At 39.6% G+C, this 15284-nt stretch carries 17 protein-coding genes; 11 read left to right on the top strand and 6 right to left on the bottom strand.

Annotated elements, in window-relative coordinates; translation table 11 throughout:
- Positions 1–54 precede the first annotated feature (54 nt).
- The 8 genes from ACXACJ_RS19120 (at position 55) to arsB (ending at position 4200) form a co-directional block, all read left to right on the top strand.
- The gene (locus ACXACJ_RS19120) at positions 55–246 is read left to right on the top strand and encodes a hypothetical protein (RefSeq protein ID WP_475136024.1); all 192 of its coding nucleotides are present in this window, start codon (positions 55–57) and stop codon (positions 244–246) included.
- Positions 236–619, top strand: coding sequence for a hypothetical protein (locus ACXACJ_RS19115; protein ID WP_475136023.1), 384 nt, complete (start codon positions 236–238; stop codon positions 617–619). The genes ACXACJ_RS19120 and ACXACJ_RS19115 overlap by 11 nt, the downstream gene beginning before the upstream one ends.
- A 185-nt stretch (positions 620–804) precedes the next feature.
- Positions 805–1020: a hypothetical protein gene (locus tag ACXACJ_RS19110; protein ID WP_475136022.1), complete on the top strand. Its 216-nt coding sequence runs from the start codon at positions 805–807 to the stop codon at positions 1018–1020.
- Positions 1021–1170: 150 nt separating this feature from the next.
- Positions 1171–1461, top strand: coding sequence for a hypothetical protein (locus ACXACJ_RS19105; RefSeq protein WP_475136021.1), 291 nt, complete (start codon positions 1171–1173; stop codon positions 1459–1461).
- A 218-nt stretch (positions 1462–1679) separates the two neighbouring features.
- Positions 1680–2009 carry an ArsR/SmtB family transcription factor gene (locus tag ACXACJ_RS19100; protein WP_475136797.1) on the top strand — a complete coding sequence of 110 codons (330 nt, stop codon included), beginning with the start codon at positions 1680–1682 and terminating at the stop codon, positions 2007–2009.
- Positions 2010–2041: 32 nt separating this feature from the next.
- Positions 2042–2515, top strand: coding sequence for a DUF6428 family protein (locus ACXACJ_RS19095; protein ID WP_475136020.1), 474 nt, complete (start codon positions 2042–2044; stop codon positions 2513–2515).
- A gap of 33 nt (positions 2516–2548) precedes the next feature.
- Positions 2549–3157: a low molecular weight phosphatase family protein gene (locus ACXACJ_RS19090; RefSeq protein ID WP_475136019.1), complete on the top strand. Its 609-nt coding sequence runs from the start codon at positions 2549–2551 to the stop codon at positions 3155–3157.
- 2 nt (positions 3158–3159) lie between these two features.
- On the top strand, positions 3160–4200 hold the full coding sequence (arsB, locus tag ACXACJ_RS19085) for an ACR3 family arsenite efflux transporter (protein ID WP_475136018.1): 1041 nt from the start codon (positions 3160–3162) through the stop codon (positions 4198–4200).
- A 36-nt stretch (positions 4201–4236) separates the two neighbouring features.
- On the opposite strand, the gene ACXACJ_RS19080 is transcribed toward arsB, so the two are convergent.
- Both ACXACJ_RS19080 and ACXACJ_RS19075 read right to left on the bottom strand, forming a co-directional pair.
- Positions 4237–4929 carry a LytR/AlgR family response regulator transcription factor gene (locus ACXACJ_RS19080; RefSeq protein ID WP_475136017.1) on the bottom strand — a complete coding sequence of 231 codons (693 nt, stop codon included), beginning with the start codon at positions 4927–4929 and terminating at the stop codon, positions 4237–4239.
- A gap of 6 nt (positions 4930–4935) precedes the next feature.
- Entirely contained in the window at positions 4936–5979 is a 1044-nt protein-coding gene (locus ACXACJ_RS19075; RefSeq protein WP_475136016.1) for a sensor histidine kinase, read from the bottom strand.
- 203 nt (positions 5980–6182) lie between these two features.
- Here ACXACJ_RS19075 and ACXACJ_RS19070 point away from each other — a divergent pair, with 203 nt between their 5' ends.
- A complete protein-coding gene (locus ACXACJ_RS19070) occupies positions 6183–7100 on the top strand; it encodes a DUF6624 domain-containing protein (RefSeq protein ID WP_475136015.1) in 918 nt (305 codons plus the stop codon).
- Between the two features lie 98 nt (positions 7101–7198).
- Here the strand turns inward: ACXACJ_RS19070 and ACXACJ_RS19065 are convergent, their stop codons facing one another.
- The 3 genes from ACXACJ_RS19065 to ACXACJ_RS19055 all read right to left on the bottom strand — a co-directional run bounded on the left by ACXACJ_RS19065 (position 7199) and on the right by ACXACJ_RS19055 (position 9611).
- The gene (locus tag ACXACJ_RS19065; RefSeq protein WP_475136014.1) at positions 7199–7861 is read right to left on the bottom strand and encodes an HAD family hydrolase; all 663 of its coding nucleotides are present in this window, start codon (positions 7859–7861) and stop codon (positions 7199–7201) included.
- Positions 7861–8565 (bottom strand): LOG family protein, encoded by a 705-nt coding sequence (locus ACXACJ_RS19060; protein ID WP_475136013.1) that lies wholly within the window; start codon positions 8563–8565, stop codon positions 7861–7863. Before ACXACJ_RS19060 ends, ACXACJ_RS19065 begins: the two co-directional genes overlap by 1 nt.
- A gap of 140 nt (positions 8566–8705) precedes the next feature.
- On the bottom strand, positions 8706–9611 hold the full coding sequence (locus ACXACJ_RS19055) for a TIGR01777 family oxidoreductase (protein WP_475136012.1): 906 nt from the start codon (positions 9609–9611) through the stop codon (positions 8706–8708).
- A gap of 360 nt (positions 9612–9971) precedes the next feature.
- Between ACXACJ_RS19055 and ACXACJ_RS19050 the strand changes: the two genes are divergently transcribed.
- Both ACXACJ_RS19050 and ACXACJ_RS19045 read left to right on the top strand, forming a co-directional pair.
- Positions 9972–12674 (top strand): TonB-dependent receptor, encoded by a 2703-nt coding sequence (locus ACXACJ_RS19050; RefSeq protein WP_475136011.1) that lies wholly within the window; start codon positions 9972–9974, stop codon positions 12672–12674.
- Positions 12675–12708: 34 nt separating this feature from the next.
- Positions 12709–13902, top strand: coding sequence for a hypothetical protein (locus tag ACXACJ_RS19045; protein WP_475136010.1), 1194 nt, complete (start codon positions 12709–12711; stop codon positions 13900–13902).
- Between the two features lie 136 nt (positions 13903–14038).
- Here the strand turns inward: ACXACJ_RS19045 and ACXACJ_RS19040 are convergent, their stop codons facing one another.
- A complete protein-coding gene (locus tag ACXACJ_RS19040) occupies positions 14039–15025 on the bottom strand; it encodes an AAA family ATPase (RefSeq protein WP_475136009.1) in 987 nt (328 codons plus the stop codon).
- Between the last annotated feature and the right edge of the window lie 259 nt (positions 15026–15284).

Here is a 15284-nt window from a genome sequence, read left to right as displayed (position 1 = left end):
GGTGACGGTTATGAAAATATACAAGTTATAGGAAAGCCAAGAAAGCGTAAGTCAATGATAAGGGTGGTAACTCAAGCGAGTTATATCAAAAATTGGCAACTAAAAAAGGTATATGATCCATTTATTATTACTGAAATGGTCAACAATTTCGGTTGGACAAATCATGAGGACGATAAAAAGAGAATTGAAGAAATGATTAAATGGTTACCAGATAAAACCATAGAGAAAATTAAAGATGAAGAATGAAAAGCTTATATTCCGTTATCACCATTCTTTCAATCATGGAAGCCAAACCTTCATAATTGGTGAAAGGTTTTTTGAAGTAAGTACTGAAGGAGCCGTGTATTGGTTCATCAATCATATGTTTGAGATTTCTCCCCAAATTTATAACGACATTTCCAGCAGCGTAGAAATAGAAAGACTACCGCATGAATTTCGCTTTCGTACTATATGTGATGGCATTACCAAAAGTCTTTATGTCAATGATAAATTGATCATTACTTGTTTAGACGACATGCCTCCTGAACTTACTCGCTTCGATAAAAGCGTGATGGATCTTTTTAATTCTTCCAGCCGTACCTACCTCAATGAGAGAAAATCAGGAATCTGTGAATGGTAGTTGCCGTGCTCATTTTTCCTCAACTCTTTACAAATTTGAATTCCAATTAATGAAATGACCTTTTCTGTTTTTCTGATTCTCTTAGGCTTTGCACTGTTAATCAAAGGTGCGGACTGGCTTGTAACGGGAGCTTCGGCCCTGACCAAAAAAATAATATCTCCGATTTTGCCATTGGCTTAACCATTGTGGCCTTTGGTACTTCCGCACCTGAGTTGGTGGTCAATTCCATTGCCTCTTATCAAGGTCATGCCGATATCGTTTTTGGTAACATTATCGGGAGCAACAATTTTAACTTGTTTATGATTTTAGGCATTGTTGGGCTTATTTCTCCTAATGTATGTTTGGAAGGAAATTCCCATCTCGTTTTTGGCCGTTCTTGCCCTTTATTTTCTCGCGGATAATTTCTTCAGAGAAAGCGTTACTATCAATTGCTGGGATGGACTGGTATTAATCACCCTTTTTGCTGGCTTTTTATACTATGTGTATAAGCAACTGCGGCCTGAACCTTCGCTTGAAGCCATCAAGGTGGAGGGAATGTCGAATGGAAAGATTTGGCTGTTTATTCTGTTAGGTTTGGCAGGATTGGTTTTTGGCGGTCGATTGATGATGGCCAAGCGGTAGAAATTGCGACCTCTTTTGACGTAAGTAAAAAAGTAATTGGATTGACCATTATTGCAGCCGGTACCCCATTGCCCGAGCTCACTACTTCTGTTGTGGCTGCCTTCAGAAAAAACAGCGGTATAGCGATTTGGCAATATCATAGGTTCCAACATCTTCAATATTTTTCTTGTTCTGGCTGTCAGTCCATTTATTCACCCAATTCTTTACAATCCTATTTTTAATTAAGACCTCTATTTGTTGGGGGCTGGAACCATGTCGCATTTTTGTTGTCATGTTTATGGGTAAGCGAAAATGACTTGATCGCTGTGAAGTCGGGTTTTTATTAGCAAGTTTCATTGCCTATACAGCATATCTTACCAATGGGGAGGCATAGCCTGCTTCAACTTAAATTTTGTATATGATTTTATTAATCGTAATATTGCGATATAGTGTTTGGAGAATGGGAATTACCAAAACCGATTTATTTACTGACGAACAAAATGCACTGGCCATGGCGGCAAAGGCTTTAGCCCACCCTGCACGTATCGCCATTTTAGAACATTTGCTAAGCGCAAAAGCCTGTATCAACAGCGATTTGGTTCAGGAATTAGGTTTGGCACAGGCTACGATCAGTCAGCATTTGCGTGAGTTGAAAGAAATTGGTTTGATCCAAGGCACTATTGAAGGCACCAGCATGAGCTACTGCATTAATCCCGATCGTTGGGAAGCTTTAAAAAATCAGTTTTTGGGTATTTTCGATCGCTACAAGTCTCCCTCTTCTTGCTGTTAAAAAAATTTGAAACCATTAATCGTAATATTGCAATGAAACTTTCTGACATTAAACAAGCCCTTACCCAAGTCGATCAGGTGAATTTTGTTTTGCCATCGGGCCAAAAAGTAGCTTCTCATTTTCATGTTACCGAAATTGGGCAAATCAACAAGCATTTTATTGATTGCGGAGGTACACTTCGCAATGAATCTGTAATCAGTTTTCAGCTTTTTACTGCCGATGATCACGACCACCGCTTGAGCGTGGAAAAACTACTGAAGATTATTAAGCTTTCTGAAGATAAATTGGCTTTGGGAAATCACGAGGTAGAAGTTGAATATCAAGGCGAAACCATCGGCAAATACGGACTTGATTTTAACGGAACGGAGTTTTTCCTTGCTTCAAAATTCACCGATTGCTTAGCTAAAGATAACTGCGAAATTCCAGCGCAAAAACCCAAAGTAAAATTGGCGACTTTAGGGTCGAATTCTGCTCCTAGTTGTGCGCCAGGTTCTGGTTGTTGTTAAGTCAATTTCTCATTCAAAAACCTAATCAAAAGCATGGAACTCATCAATCCATTACAACAAACCGTTGAACAACTCAATTTCGAGACCATTTCTGCTGAAAGAAAGGATGTTCTTCGACCGTTTATCGACTATGTACGAAGGAAGCTGAAGGAAAAAGCAATTCCAAGGCTAAACTTTATTTGCACTCACAATTCCCGCAGAAGCCAATTTTCACAGATTTGGGCCCAAACTGCAGCTTATTATTATGGCATAGATGCAAAATGCTATTCAGGAGGTGTGGAAGTGACCGCTTTCAATGCAAGAGCGGTTGAATCAATTCAAAGAATGGGCTTTCAGGTTTCCGTTGGTGAAGGAGAAAATCCTCAGGTATTGGTTCGTTTTGCTGAAGATGCAGAACCTGTTATCGCATTTTCCAAGCTTTTTGACCACGACAAAACTTTGGCCTCTGGTTTTGCTGCCATCATGACTTGCAGCCATGCCGATGAAAACTGCCCGTATATTCCTGGTGCGGAAGTTCGTCTACCTGTTCGTTATAACGACCCCAAGGAATACGATGATTCACCTTTAGAAAAAACCATGTATGACAAACGTTCTTTAGAAATCGCTACGGAAATGTTCTATGTTTTTTCTAAAGTGAAATAAGCATGGCCAAGAAAATTAAAAAACTGGGTTTTTTAGATCAGTATCTTACCCTCTGGATTTTTCTAGCAATGCTTACAGGAGTAGCTATCGGCTACTTTATTCCTTCCAGCGGAGATTTTATCAATTCGTTCAGTCACGGATCAACCAATATTCCTATTGCTATTGGCTTGATTTTGATGATGTATCCGCCTTTGGCTAAAGTGAATTACAAACTGTTACCAGCAGTTTTCAGAAATGTAAAAGTGCTTTCAGTTTCGCTAATTCTCAACTGGATTATTGGTCCAATTCTTATGTTTGTTTTGGCGCTGATCTTCCTTCAGGATTATCCTGAATATTTGGTTGGCTTGATTTTAATTGGTTTAGCCCGATGCATAGCCATGGTTTTGGTGTGGAATGATCTTGCAGAAGGAAGTAGTGAATATGGTGCAGGCTTGGTGGCCTTAAATAGCGTCTTCCAAGTTTTTGCTTACAGTTTTTATGCTTGGATTTTCATTACAGTATTGCCTCCGTATTTCGGTTTTGAAGGAGCTATTGTGGATATTTCAATTGCTACAATTGCCGAAAGCGTGTTCATTTATTTAGGAATTCCGTTTTTAGCGGGCATGTTAAGCAGAGCGATACTCGTGAGATTGAAAGGAGAAGATTGGTATAAAGAGAAATTCATACCCACAATCTCACCTTTAACTTTAATCGCCTTGCTATTTACCATTGTGGTCATGTTTTCATTAAAAGGAGAATTGATCGTTACCATTCCTTTAGATGTATTGAGGATTGCCATTCCCCTTCTTATCTATTTTGGTTTAATGTTCATTATTGGCTTCTTTTTTAGCAGAGCCATGGGTGCAGAATATGACAAAAACGCTTCAATTGCCTTTACTGCAGCAGGCAACAATTTCGAATTGGCCATTGCTGTAGCCATTGCGGTGTTTGGACTGAATTCAGGTCAGGCATTTGCCGGAGTTGTTGGGCCTTTGGTAGAAGTTCCTGCCTTAATTCTTTTAGTTAAAGTAGCCTTTTGGCTGAAGAAAAAGTACTATCTGTAACTTATTAGAGCTCTAAAGTTTTAAAATCTTGGAGCTCTATTTATTCGCCAGCGCATTGGCGGTTTGGGCTTTGTAAGATCTGCTGATCGGGATTTGTTCTCCCTCAATCACAACATATTCTTTGGTATAAGAACTGACTTTTTGCCTCGCAATAATAAAGGAACGGTGAATTCTCAGAAAATCTCCACGCTCTAAAGCCTTTTCTATTGCTGAAATATTGCTACGCGAAGGAATTTGATCCTTTTCGGTTTTAATGATCAACTGCTCGTTCAAACTTTCAATGTAGAGAATTTCATCAAAGGGAATTCTGACATTGACCCGATTGGACATTACATCCAAAAATTCTGGTATCGACTGAGTTTGCTCTTTGGAATTCTGATGCTCTCTCAAAAATTTTTCAACTCCTTGCTTCAATCGCTCAGGCGAAATGGGCTTCAGCAAATAATCTACCGCCTGTAAGTCAAAGCCTTCAACAGCATATTCGCGATGTGCGGTTGTGAAAATCACCTTCACATCTTTGCTTAAACTCTTGGCCAGCGAAATGCCAGAAATATCGGGCATGTTGATGTCCAAAAAGAGCAGATCTATCGGTTGTTTGGCCATTAAATTGAGTAATTCTACTGCATTTCTGCATTGGCCAACCAACTTCAAAACTGGGATTTCCTGAATATGGATTTCCATAATTTGCCTTGCCGTAGGTTCGTCATCAAGTATGGCACAATTCACCATTCGCTTTTAATTTCTGTCCAGTTTTAAGTTTACGATATACTTTCCGTTTTCAAAAGCATGCGTCAATTCATGAGCATCAGCATAAAGCAAATTCAATCGGCTTTTGATGTTTTTTAGGCCGATACCGTTTTGGTTTTCGGCTGCTTGCTTTGCGGAATTTTCGCTGTAAAAATGAATTTGATTTGCCATAATATTCACACTCATTCGTACCGAAAGAACTCCATTTTCTCTAGTTCCATGTTTGAAAGCGTTTTCTACAAAGGGAAGAAACAGCATGGGTGGAACCATTAGATTTTCGTCAATAGAGGCAAAATCAGCCTCAATTTTTAAACTATCAGCAAAGCGAATTTGCTCCAGGCTGATGTACTGTTCAATATGTTTCAGCTCGTTAGCCAAAGGCACTTTTTCTTTGTTTACGCTATACAAAATGTAATCGAGTAGAGATGAAAGCTTCAGAATCGTTTCCGGAGCCTTTTCCGATTTGGTGAGCGACATGCCATAAATCGTATTCAAGGTATTGAAAAGGAAATGTGGCTGAATTTGAGATTTCAGGTAATTCAATTCCTGAGATTTCGCGTTCACCTGCTTTTCCAACTCTCCTTCTTTGAATTGTTGAAGTTGCTTTTGAGCATAAAGCTGATGTTGCAATATTCTGACAAAGGCTCCGCAAGCCAGAGCCAGCAAAAACAGAAAGAAGGTTGCGTAAAAGCTTCTCAAGATCATAGGCATAGTTTCAGCCCTCATTCCGGGAATAAAACCAATGCTGAGAATATTGATCAGTAAAACGGCAATGGCGCTGCCAAATACCAGTAAACCTGCACTTTTGACGAAGCTTAATGTGGATTGATTTTCTAATAAATGGGGCAGTGAAAACTGAACGAACAACCAAAGCGTGAAAACCGCCATGAGCGCAAATAGGCCAGCAAACGAAAATGGAAACAAGATGCCGTCAGTGCCAAGGCTGAAAATCAAGGCAAAGAATAGCCATACCACTGCCCCAAAAATGAGGTAGAAGTTGAAGCTGCTTTTCTGATGAATGCTTGATTCCATGACTAGCGAAATTAATCGTAACGCAATCTGTTAATATCTTACTTCTAAATCCAATGCATGTCGCTTTTCACCAAAAAATGACGGGATTTGACCAAAATGGGCAACGGCTGTGTCATAGCCGATTCTGTTTTGGTTGAATGCTGAGCTTTCGAAAAGGTTCTAAAAACTAGCCTTCAACTTGAGCAAAAATTAACAACAATCACATGAAAGTTTTAAAAGTACTTCTGCTCTTAATCTTCTTTGCTTCAGCAGGCTTTGCGCAAAATGAAGGGGAGAAATTTTTGAAAGAGGGTAATCTCGATGGCGCAATGGCAGCTTTCGGGCAGGCGTTTATGGCAAATCCGAGCGATACGGAAAGTGCCTATCAATTGACCAAAACCCTTGCCTTAATGAATCAGGTGGATACGGCCTTCTTTTTTCTAAAAGTGGCGCTGAAGGATGACAACAGTCTAGATCGGTTAGCAGACTTCAATTTGTATATGATGAGCCGTAGCCCAAAATGGAAGCAAATTGAGGATATGCAAATGGAAAAATTTCAACGAGCCCATGGTCAACTCAAAAACCCAACATATGCCAAAGCCCTTCTGGCAATGATTATGAAAGATCAATCGCTGGATTACTACATCGATTTAGCGAGAGCGGATTTCAGCAAAAATGGCCATGTTCCGCATTATTTCTACCCTTTGAGTTTTTTGAAAGGGGAATTTATTGTGAATGAAAATTTTCAGGAAATGAAGAACCTGATTGCTAAACATGGTTGGCCAACCTATTCAATGGTGGGCGAATTGGCTGCTGATGCACCACTTTTGGTAATCAATCATCACCCAGACGATCAGGTGAGAAAGGATTATTTGTCGATGATCAAAGAGGCATGTGAAGCAGGAGAGGGTAGTTGTGTGGAATATGCCAAAATTCACGATCGGATTTTGGTGAATGATGGAAAGCCTCAGCTTTATGGCATGCAATTTCAATACAATGAAAATCGGGAATTAGAGCCCATCGAAATTGAAAACCCTGAATACGTAGATCAACGAAGGAAGGCAATTGGCTTAGAACCTTTGAAAGATTATCTGAAACGAAGAATCAACTACGATTTTAAAGTAACTCAGAAGGAAAAATAACCTTAGTAATCAGCTTCAGACTATGTTAACCCTCCAAACTCTTCTTTTAAGAAGGATTTGGAGGGTGTTATTTTAAAGCTTGACTCGCTATTCTTTATTTAATAGCTCGCCACCAAACCTAGTTTCTCGCTTAATTCTTTGTGACTATTGGCCAAATCGAAAACGCCAAGGTTTCTAAGCTTTTCTCCATGTCCATCCATAATGTGGCTTCCTCCTAAAAAACCTAGGGTGCGAATGCCAGCTCCAGTAGAAGCCAAAACGCCTGTTAAGCTGTCTTCAATCGTAATCACCTGTTCTTTCGGAATTTTAATGGTGTCTAGCGCCAATTGATAAACCATTGGGCTTGGTTTGGCCTTTTCCACCATTTCCGAAGAAAAGATTCTGCCTTCAAAATGATGACTGATGTTGAGCTTTTCCAAGGCTTCAGCTACGTAATCTGCAGCACTATTGGAAACGACAGATTTCGGTAAGGGAATGGATTCCAGCATTTCCTGAACACCTGCTATAGGCCTAACTTGTTTGCGAATTTCATCGTCAAGCTCAGGCACAATGCTCACGGTGTCCAAGTCTGCGCGCATTCTTCCTTCAGCTTTCAGAATACCGATAATGTCGGTAAAAGTCTTTCCTGTGAAAACTTTGATGAATTCTTCTGCCGAAACATTGACGCCTTCAGATTGCATCCAGTTGGTAACAACTTCAGCCGCCACAATTTCGGTGTCGATTAAAACACCATCGCAGTCGAAAATAATGTGTTGTGCCATTAGAAATTAGGTGAAAGCAAGTATTTAGAATAGAAATCGTCAATCACTTGAACGGCTTCGGTAGGCGTATCTACCAAGCTGATCAAATCCAAATCGGGTTCGCTAATGTTTTTCGCGTGAAGCATTACATCTTTGATCCAGCCAATTAGGCCCGACCAGAAATCTTTACCTACCAAAACGATCGGGAATTTGCCAATCTTATTGGTTTGAATCAGTGTAATCGCCTCAAAGAGTTCGTCTAGCGTTCCAAAACCGCCAGGCAACACTACAAATCCTTGAGAGTATTTTACGAACATCACTTTTCTTACAAAGAAGTAATCGAAGGTGATGAGCTTATCAGGATCTATATAAATGTTGCTGCCTTGTTCGTGTGGAAGCTCAATGTTCAATCCAACCGATTTACCGTTTTGTTTTTTAGCGCCTTTATTTCCGGCTTCCATAATTCCAGGGCCACCACCTGTAATTACACCGTAGCCATGGCGAACCAATTTGGCCGCTATTTCTTCGGCCATTTCGTAATACTTATTGTCTGGCTTGGTTCTGGCCGAACCGAAAATTGAAACGCAAGGGCCAATTTTTGCTAGTTTTTCGAAGCCGTCTACAAATTCGGCCATCACTTTAAAAATTACCCAAGAGTCATTGGTTTTTATCTCGTTCCAGTTTCTGTCTTGGAACGCTTGCTTAATTCTGTCCTCGTTGGTCATAGCTTACATAATTTATGTGTCCGTTAGTAGAGAAATTCCATTTTGATAGAACGGACACGAATTTAAAACCCAGAAATACGTTTTACGATTCACGTACTTGAAGGTTTATTTAATATTTCTGACAAATGTGAAGTTATGGTTTAGTTTTTATTTGCCAAGTCTTGAAGAGCGGGCTCTAGTTTAGGGTATTTAAAGGTATAGCCTTCGCTCATTATTTTTTCACAGCTCACGCGATTGCCTCCCGTTACAATTCCAGCCATTTCGCCTAAAAGGAGTTTCAAAGCCAATTTAGGCACTGGCACTGGCACAAATGGTTTTTCATAGGCTTTGGCAGCAGCTTTGGTGAGTTCTTTATTGGTTTTAGGATAAGGCGCCACAGCATTATATACACCTTTCATTGCCTCATCTTCAATGCCCTTTTTTAAAATGCCTATAACATCATCTAAATGAATCCAGCTCATGTATTGATTTCCTTTGGATAAAGGTGCTGCAACAGGAGGCTCTAGCAATTTTTCCAAAGCACCTCCTTCTTTGCTCAGCACTATCCCGATTCGAATCTGCACAACGCGAATGCCTAATTGTTCAAACCTGCGGGTTGAGGCTTCCCATGCGTCTACTACATGCGCTAGAAAATCATGCCCTACGGGCGAACCTTCTTTCATAATGGCATTTCCCGTATCTAAGCCATAATAGCCAATGGCCGAAGCCGCCACCAAAGTTTTAACCTGATGGTTTCCCTTTTTCAGGGTTTCGAATAAAACATGCGAAGTTTTGGTTCTGCTGTTTAGTATTTCTTCTTTGCGATCGTGGGTCCAGCGTTTATCGGCAACTCCTGCTCCAGCCAAATGAACCAGCGTGTCGACATTATCAAAGGCTCCTTCTTCTATATAGTCATTGTGGTAATCCCATTCATAAGCTCTTACTCCGTTTTTCTCTCCCTTCGATCGGCTCAACAATTTTACTTGATGTTGCTCCTTTTGCAACTCCGGAATAAGCTCGGAACCTACTAAACCTGTTCCTCCTGTTATTAATATGTTTTTAGGCATTATGCGCTTTTTCAAATGAATAAATCGGAAATGACGATTTCAATATACCAGAATAAAGAACCAATGTATAAAAGGAATGGTTTGAAGCTACTTTGGTTTGTTTTCATCATTCAGAATAATCTTTGCTAATCAGGCCTTTAGGCCAATTATTGAGTTTTGAAAACTCCCCAATTGTTTGCCAATATGCGTTAAGCCAATGTTAACTTTTAACACGGGAATATAACATATGTCTCATAAACGTTTAATACAGATGTAACTTACACTTGACCCTAGAAAGCGTTCTTTGCACTGTGAATTTATAGCACAGTACGTATGAGATTATTATTGCTTTTATTTGGTTTAGGGTTGTCGTTTATAACGATGGCACAAGATACTGGTATCATTGCCGGTAAGATTACAGACAAGGACTCGAACAACGATCCGCTTCCTTTCGCTACCGTTCTTATTAAAGGAACTCAAAAAGGAGCCAACACGGATTTTGACGGTCTTTTTAGAATTGACAACGTAACCCCTGGCACTTACACTTTAGAGGTAAGGTTTGTAGGTTATGAAACTTTGGAGCTTCCAAACATTGTAGTTGAAGCTGGTAAAGTAACTGAAATTACTGCTGGCCTTAGCGCTGGCGCAACGAGCTTAGAAGATGTAGTAGTAACTGCAAAAGCAGAACGTGATTCAGAAATTGCCTTAATCATGGCGCAAAGAGAATCGCTTCAAATGCTTCAGTCTATTGGATCTAAAGAATTGAACAAAAAAGGCGTTACCAATGCAGAAGGCGCTGTTACAAAAGTAACCGGTGTAAGTAAGCAAGAAGGAGCGAAAAACGTTTTTGTTCGTGGTTTAGGAGATAGATACAACAGTACTTCTCTTAATAGTTTGCCTCTTCCTTCTGAAGATCCTGAGTACAAAAACATTTCACTTAGCTTCTTCTCTTCAAATGTTATCAACAGCATCGATGTAAACAAAGCTTTCGGTGCCGATTTATATGGTGACCTTGGTGGAGCTAATATCAACATCATTTCTAAACAACAAGGCAATGAGGATTACCTACAGATCGGTTTAACCTCTGGTTTCAATAGCCAAGCCCTTTCAGAAGATCTTTTAAGTGCTGACGGCACAAACAGAATGGGAACTATTGGTGATTCAAAAGACCCAATCACTGATCTTTCAAAATATTCTTTCAATAGTGGCTTCAAGCCAAATACCCTAGGAACACCATTAAACTTCGGTTTGAATTTGAACGGAGGTAAAATGTTTGAGCTTTCAAATGGCAATACACTAAGTGCCTTTGTGGTGGCAAATCATAGCTCTAAGTTCTTTTATCAAGAAGGTGTTTCTCGCCAAGTAACTCCAGAAGGTGGTGCAGGACAAGATTTAGCTTTCCAAAAATCAGAATATACCGTTTCTCAGTCGGCAATGGCCAACTTGAGATTAGATTTTGACAACAACTACATTACCTACAACGGAATGTACATCCACGATAACAACCAAGGTGTTGCCGATTATCATGGGTTTAGCCAAAGCATCAATGATGATGGAACGGATCCGGATTCTAGAAAGTCATTTATCAGAAGACAGCAGGAGAACAATAACAAGCTGTACGTTAATCAGTTGCTTTCTCAGTTTGAAATTAGCCCAAGCTTCAAATTGAATGCAGATGTTTCTTACAATATGATTCGTGGAAACGAGCCAGATAGAAGAACGAACAGCTACTCTTTTAAAGGTACAGATTACAGAGCGGTTTCAGGTTCTGCTTCTTACAACCACAGATTTTTCTCTGAACTTAGCGAGAATGATATTGCAGCAAGAGTTTTAGGAACTTTAAAATTGAACGGTGCTGAGTCATTAAGTCAATTGCAGTTTGGTGGTAACTTCAGAAATACTCAAAGAGATTTCGAAGCCATTCAATTCAACTTCGACTTTGCAAGCCCAACTGTGGTAGATATTAACAACCCAGATGCTTTATTCAATCAACAGTCTTTAGATAATGGAGTTTTCAAATTAATAACCAGCCGAGGTTCTAGTGGTTCAAATGCATTTATTCCGCAAACCTATAATGGAAAGAGAACAATTGGAGCTGCTTTTGGGAATTACACCGCTGAATTAACTCCGGATTTATTATTAAATCTAGGAGTAAGAGGTGAATATTATAATCAAGAAGTTATTTGGGATACTAACCTTGATCCAAACACTTTTGGAAATAACATCATCACTATTGATGACTTCTTTGTGCTTCCAAGTTTCAACTTGAAGTATAACTTCACTGATGATAAAATCTTAAGATTTGCAGCAAGCAAAACTTACACCTTGCCTCAGTTTAAAGAAGTTGCACCTTTCCTTTATGAAGAAGTAAACTTTGCGAGTCAGGGTAACCCTTACTTAAAGTCTTCAGACAACTACAATATTGACTTAAAATACGATTGGTTCTTTAGCAATTCAGAGTTAATATCTGTTACTGGTTTCTATAAAATCGTTCAGAATGCATTGAACAGAGTTCAAATAAACTCAGCAGCTAACGAACTTTCTTATGTAAATACTGGCGATGCGCACGTAAGCGGAATCGAGTTAGAATTCAGAAAGTCTCTTTTCCAGAATTATGATGAAAACGACAACGCTAGAAACTTGAACTTTGGCTTCAACCTATCTTACTTATACTCAAACCAAAAGTTGGTGGATAATCCAAACGATGCTTTAACAGTGCGTTTTACGAACACTGAAGATAAACTTGAAGGCGCTTCTCCAATTTTGATCAACAGTGATTTGAGCTACGAAATAGACAATGGCGGATTTAACCTTACCAGCTCAGTAGTATTGAATTACTTCAGTGAAAGAATCTTCTCTTTAGGTACAGCAGGGAGCCAAAATATTGTTGAAAAAGGAATTCCAACCTTGGATTTTGTAACAAGAACAAAAATTGGTGAGCATTTGGGCGTAAACCTAAGCGTAAGAAACCTTCTCAACCCTGAGTTCCAATTAACAAAAGAACTTAACGATGGTAGCAAGGCCATCATCCGAAGCTATCAAAAAGGCTTAAATGTTTCCTTCGGAATTAACTATACATTTTAAAAAGTAAAACCTAATCAAAAACCCATTTCACATTATGAAAACAATTAAGAATTATTTTATGATGGCTGCCCTTTGTGCCGCTATCTTCAGCTGCTCTAACGATGATGATACTCCTCCACAAACTAAGGATGGCGTTATTTCTTCTCAAAGCGATATCGATTTAGACCCTACTGACCTTAAAGGTGAAGTTACTGCAAGCATCACTTTGTCTGCAGACGAAAACTGGATTTTGACTGGTCCTTTGAGCGTTAGCTCTGGAGCTACTTTGACTATCGAGCCAGGTACTACTATTAAAGCTACTGCTGGTGGAACTAACGTATTCATTGCTATCGACCAAGGTGCGAAAATCAAAGCTGTAGGTACTGCTTCTTCTCCAATTAAATTGACTTCTAACGCTGCTAGCCCTGCTTCTGGTGACTGGGGTGGATTATTGTTGATCGGTAAAGCTCCTATTTCTGGTGGTGGAACCGCTACTACTGAAGTTGTTGACTTCACTTACGGTGGAACTGAGGCTGGTGATGACTCAGGAGATATCGATTATATGATCGTTGAGTACACAGGTGCTAGAATCAACGGTGATAAAGAATTTAACGGTGTTACTTTCTACGGTGTAGGTTCTGGAACTTCTGTTAAGAATCTTGCTGTATTGTACGGTGATGATGACGCTGTTGAATTCTTCGGTGGTGCTGTAAGTGTTACTAACCTTTTGGTTGTAAATGCTAAAGATGATATGTTCGACTGGACTCAAGGATGGACTGGCCAAGCTAATACTAACTTCTATGGTATCAGAACTTCTGGTTTCACGGCAGTAACTGAAGACCCAAGAGGTATCGAAGCTGATGGTAACCTTGATGGTAACTCTCCTGATGATTCTGGTCAATCTAACCCAAAAATTGACGGTATCACTATTATTCACAATGCTGCTGTTGAGCTTTCTGACCTTGTGAAAATCAGAAGAGGTTCTGGGGCAGTAATTACCAACCTATATATGGCTCTTGGGGCTGGTGCAACAGTTGGTGATGTAGTTGACTTAACAGATGACAAAGGTGTGGCTATTGATGCTACCTCAATTACAGGTACTGCTAATACTGCTAACGGATTAGATATTAGTGACATCAAATACGTAGGAACCAATGCTACAAGTGCTGGTACTGTAACTTTGACTGCTGGTACTACTCCTTCTGTAGATACAAGCATCTTTTCTTGGACTGGCTTTTCTTTCAACTAATAGTTGAATTTAAGCATATCTCATACGGAGGCGCCCTCAGCAAGGGGCGCCTTTTTTTACGCCTTTTCCTTTTAAAGATTAAGCATAAAAAAAGGAGCCATTTGGCTCCTTTCTTATTTTTTAGCTAATGTATTGATTAGTGATTGATTGGGATTTTCTTCAAGAGCTTATCAATAATATGTTCTGTGGTAATACCGTCAGCTTCTGCTTCGTAGTTCAGAATGATTCTGTGGTTCAATACATCCTTGCCAATTTCTTTAATATCTTCTGGCAATACATAATCACGGCCATTCATAAACGCTAGCGCTTTAGAAGCCAAATTAAGGTTAATACTAGCCCTTGGAGAAGCTCCAAATTGCATATAGTATGCTTCCTCATCTAAGCCAAAATCTTTTGGATTACGGGTAGCAAAAACCAATTCTATGATATATTTCTCAAGCGACTCAGATATGGTCACTTGGTTTACTTCATTTCTAATGCTGAAAATATCTTCTTTGGTCAAAAGCGTTTCAAGTTCGGGTTTAAAGCTCATGTTAGACATTCTACGCATTACCTCCAGCTCTTCATCCTTAGTAGGGTAGTCCACCTTAACCTTCAGCATAAAACGGTCAATCTGAGCTTCTGGTAGGCTATAAGTTCCTTCTTGATCTACTGGGTTCTGAGTGGCCAAAACAAGGAAAGGTCTATCGAGTTTGTAACTGGTTTCGCCAATGGTTACTGTTTTTTCCTGCATGGCTTCTAGCAAAGCAGATTGAACCTTGGCTGGTGCACGGTTAATTTCATCGGCCAAAACCACGTTGGTGAAAATTGGACCTTTCTTTACCTCAAATTCTGCTTTTTTCTGATTGTAAATCATGGTACCGATCAAATCGGCTGGTAGAAGGTCGGGCGTAAACTGAACCCTTTGAAAATCGAGGTGAAGCACATTGGCCAATGTGTTTACGGTCAGGGTTTTTGCAATTCCAGGTACACCTTCCAAAAGAATGTGTCCGTTGGTAAATAAGCCAATCATTAGCCTGTTCACCATATATTCCTGGCCTACTACAATTTTGCTTACTTCAGAGGCAACTCTGCTGATTTTTTCCTGATGTTCTTTCGCCAATTCTGCTGATACCGCTTCCATTGTCAACTTTAATTTATTTAAAGGGCTCTAAATTAGAAATTTTGATCAATTACTGGCTTTAATACTCACACGAGATGAGAAAGTTTTCCAGCGTTGGTCTAATGAAGCGAATATCGGTCATTTATCACTTTATAGCAGCCTAGGCAGAGGCTTTTAACAATAATTAACCGCAAAGAAAATTTTTTTCAAGTGCATTTGTAAAATCTGTCAAAGTCTAACCTCAATTTTTAATAATCTACTTAGATACGACATTCTGCAC

It is taken from the genome of Roseivirga sp. AWQ4_251, from assembly GCF_056158225.1.
Note: the sequence above shows the minus strand (reverse complement) of the source record. Positions and strands in the feature narration are given on the sequence as shown.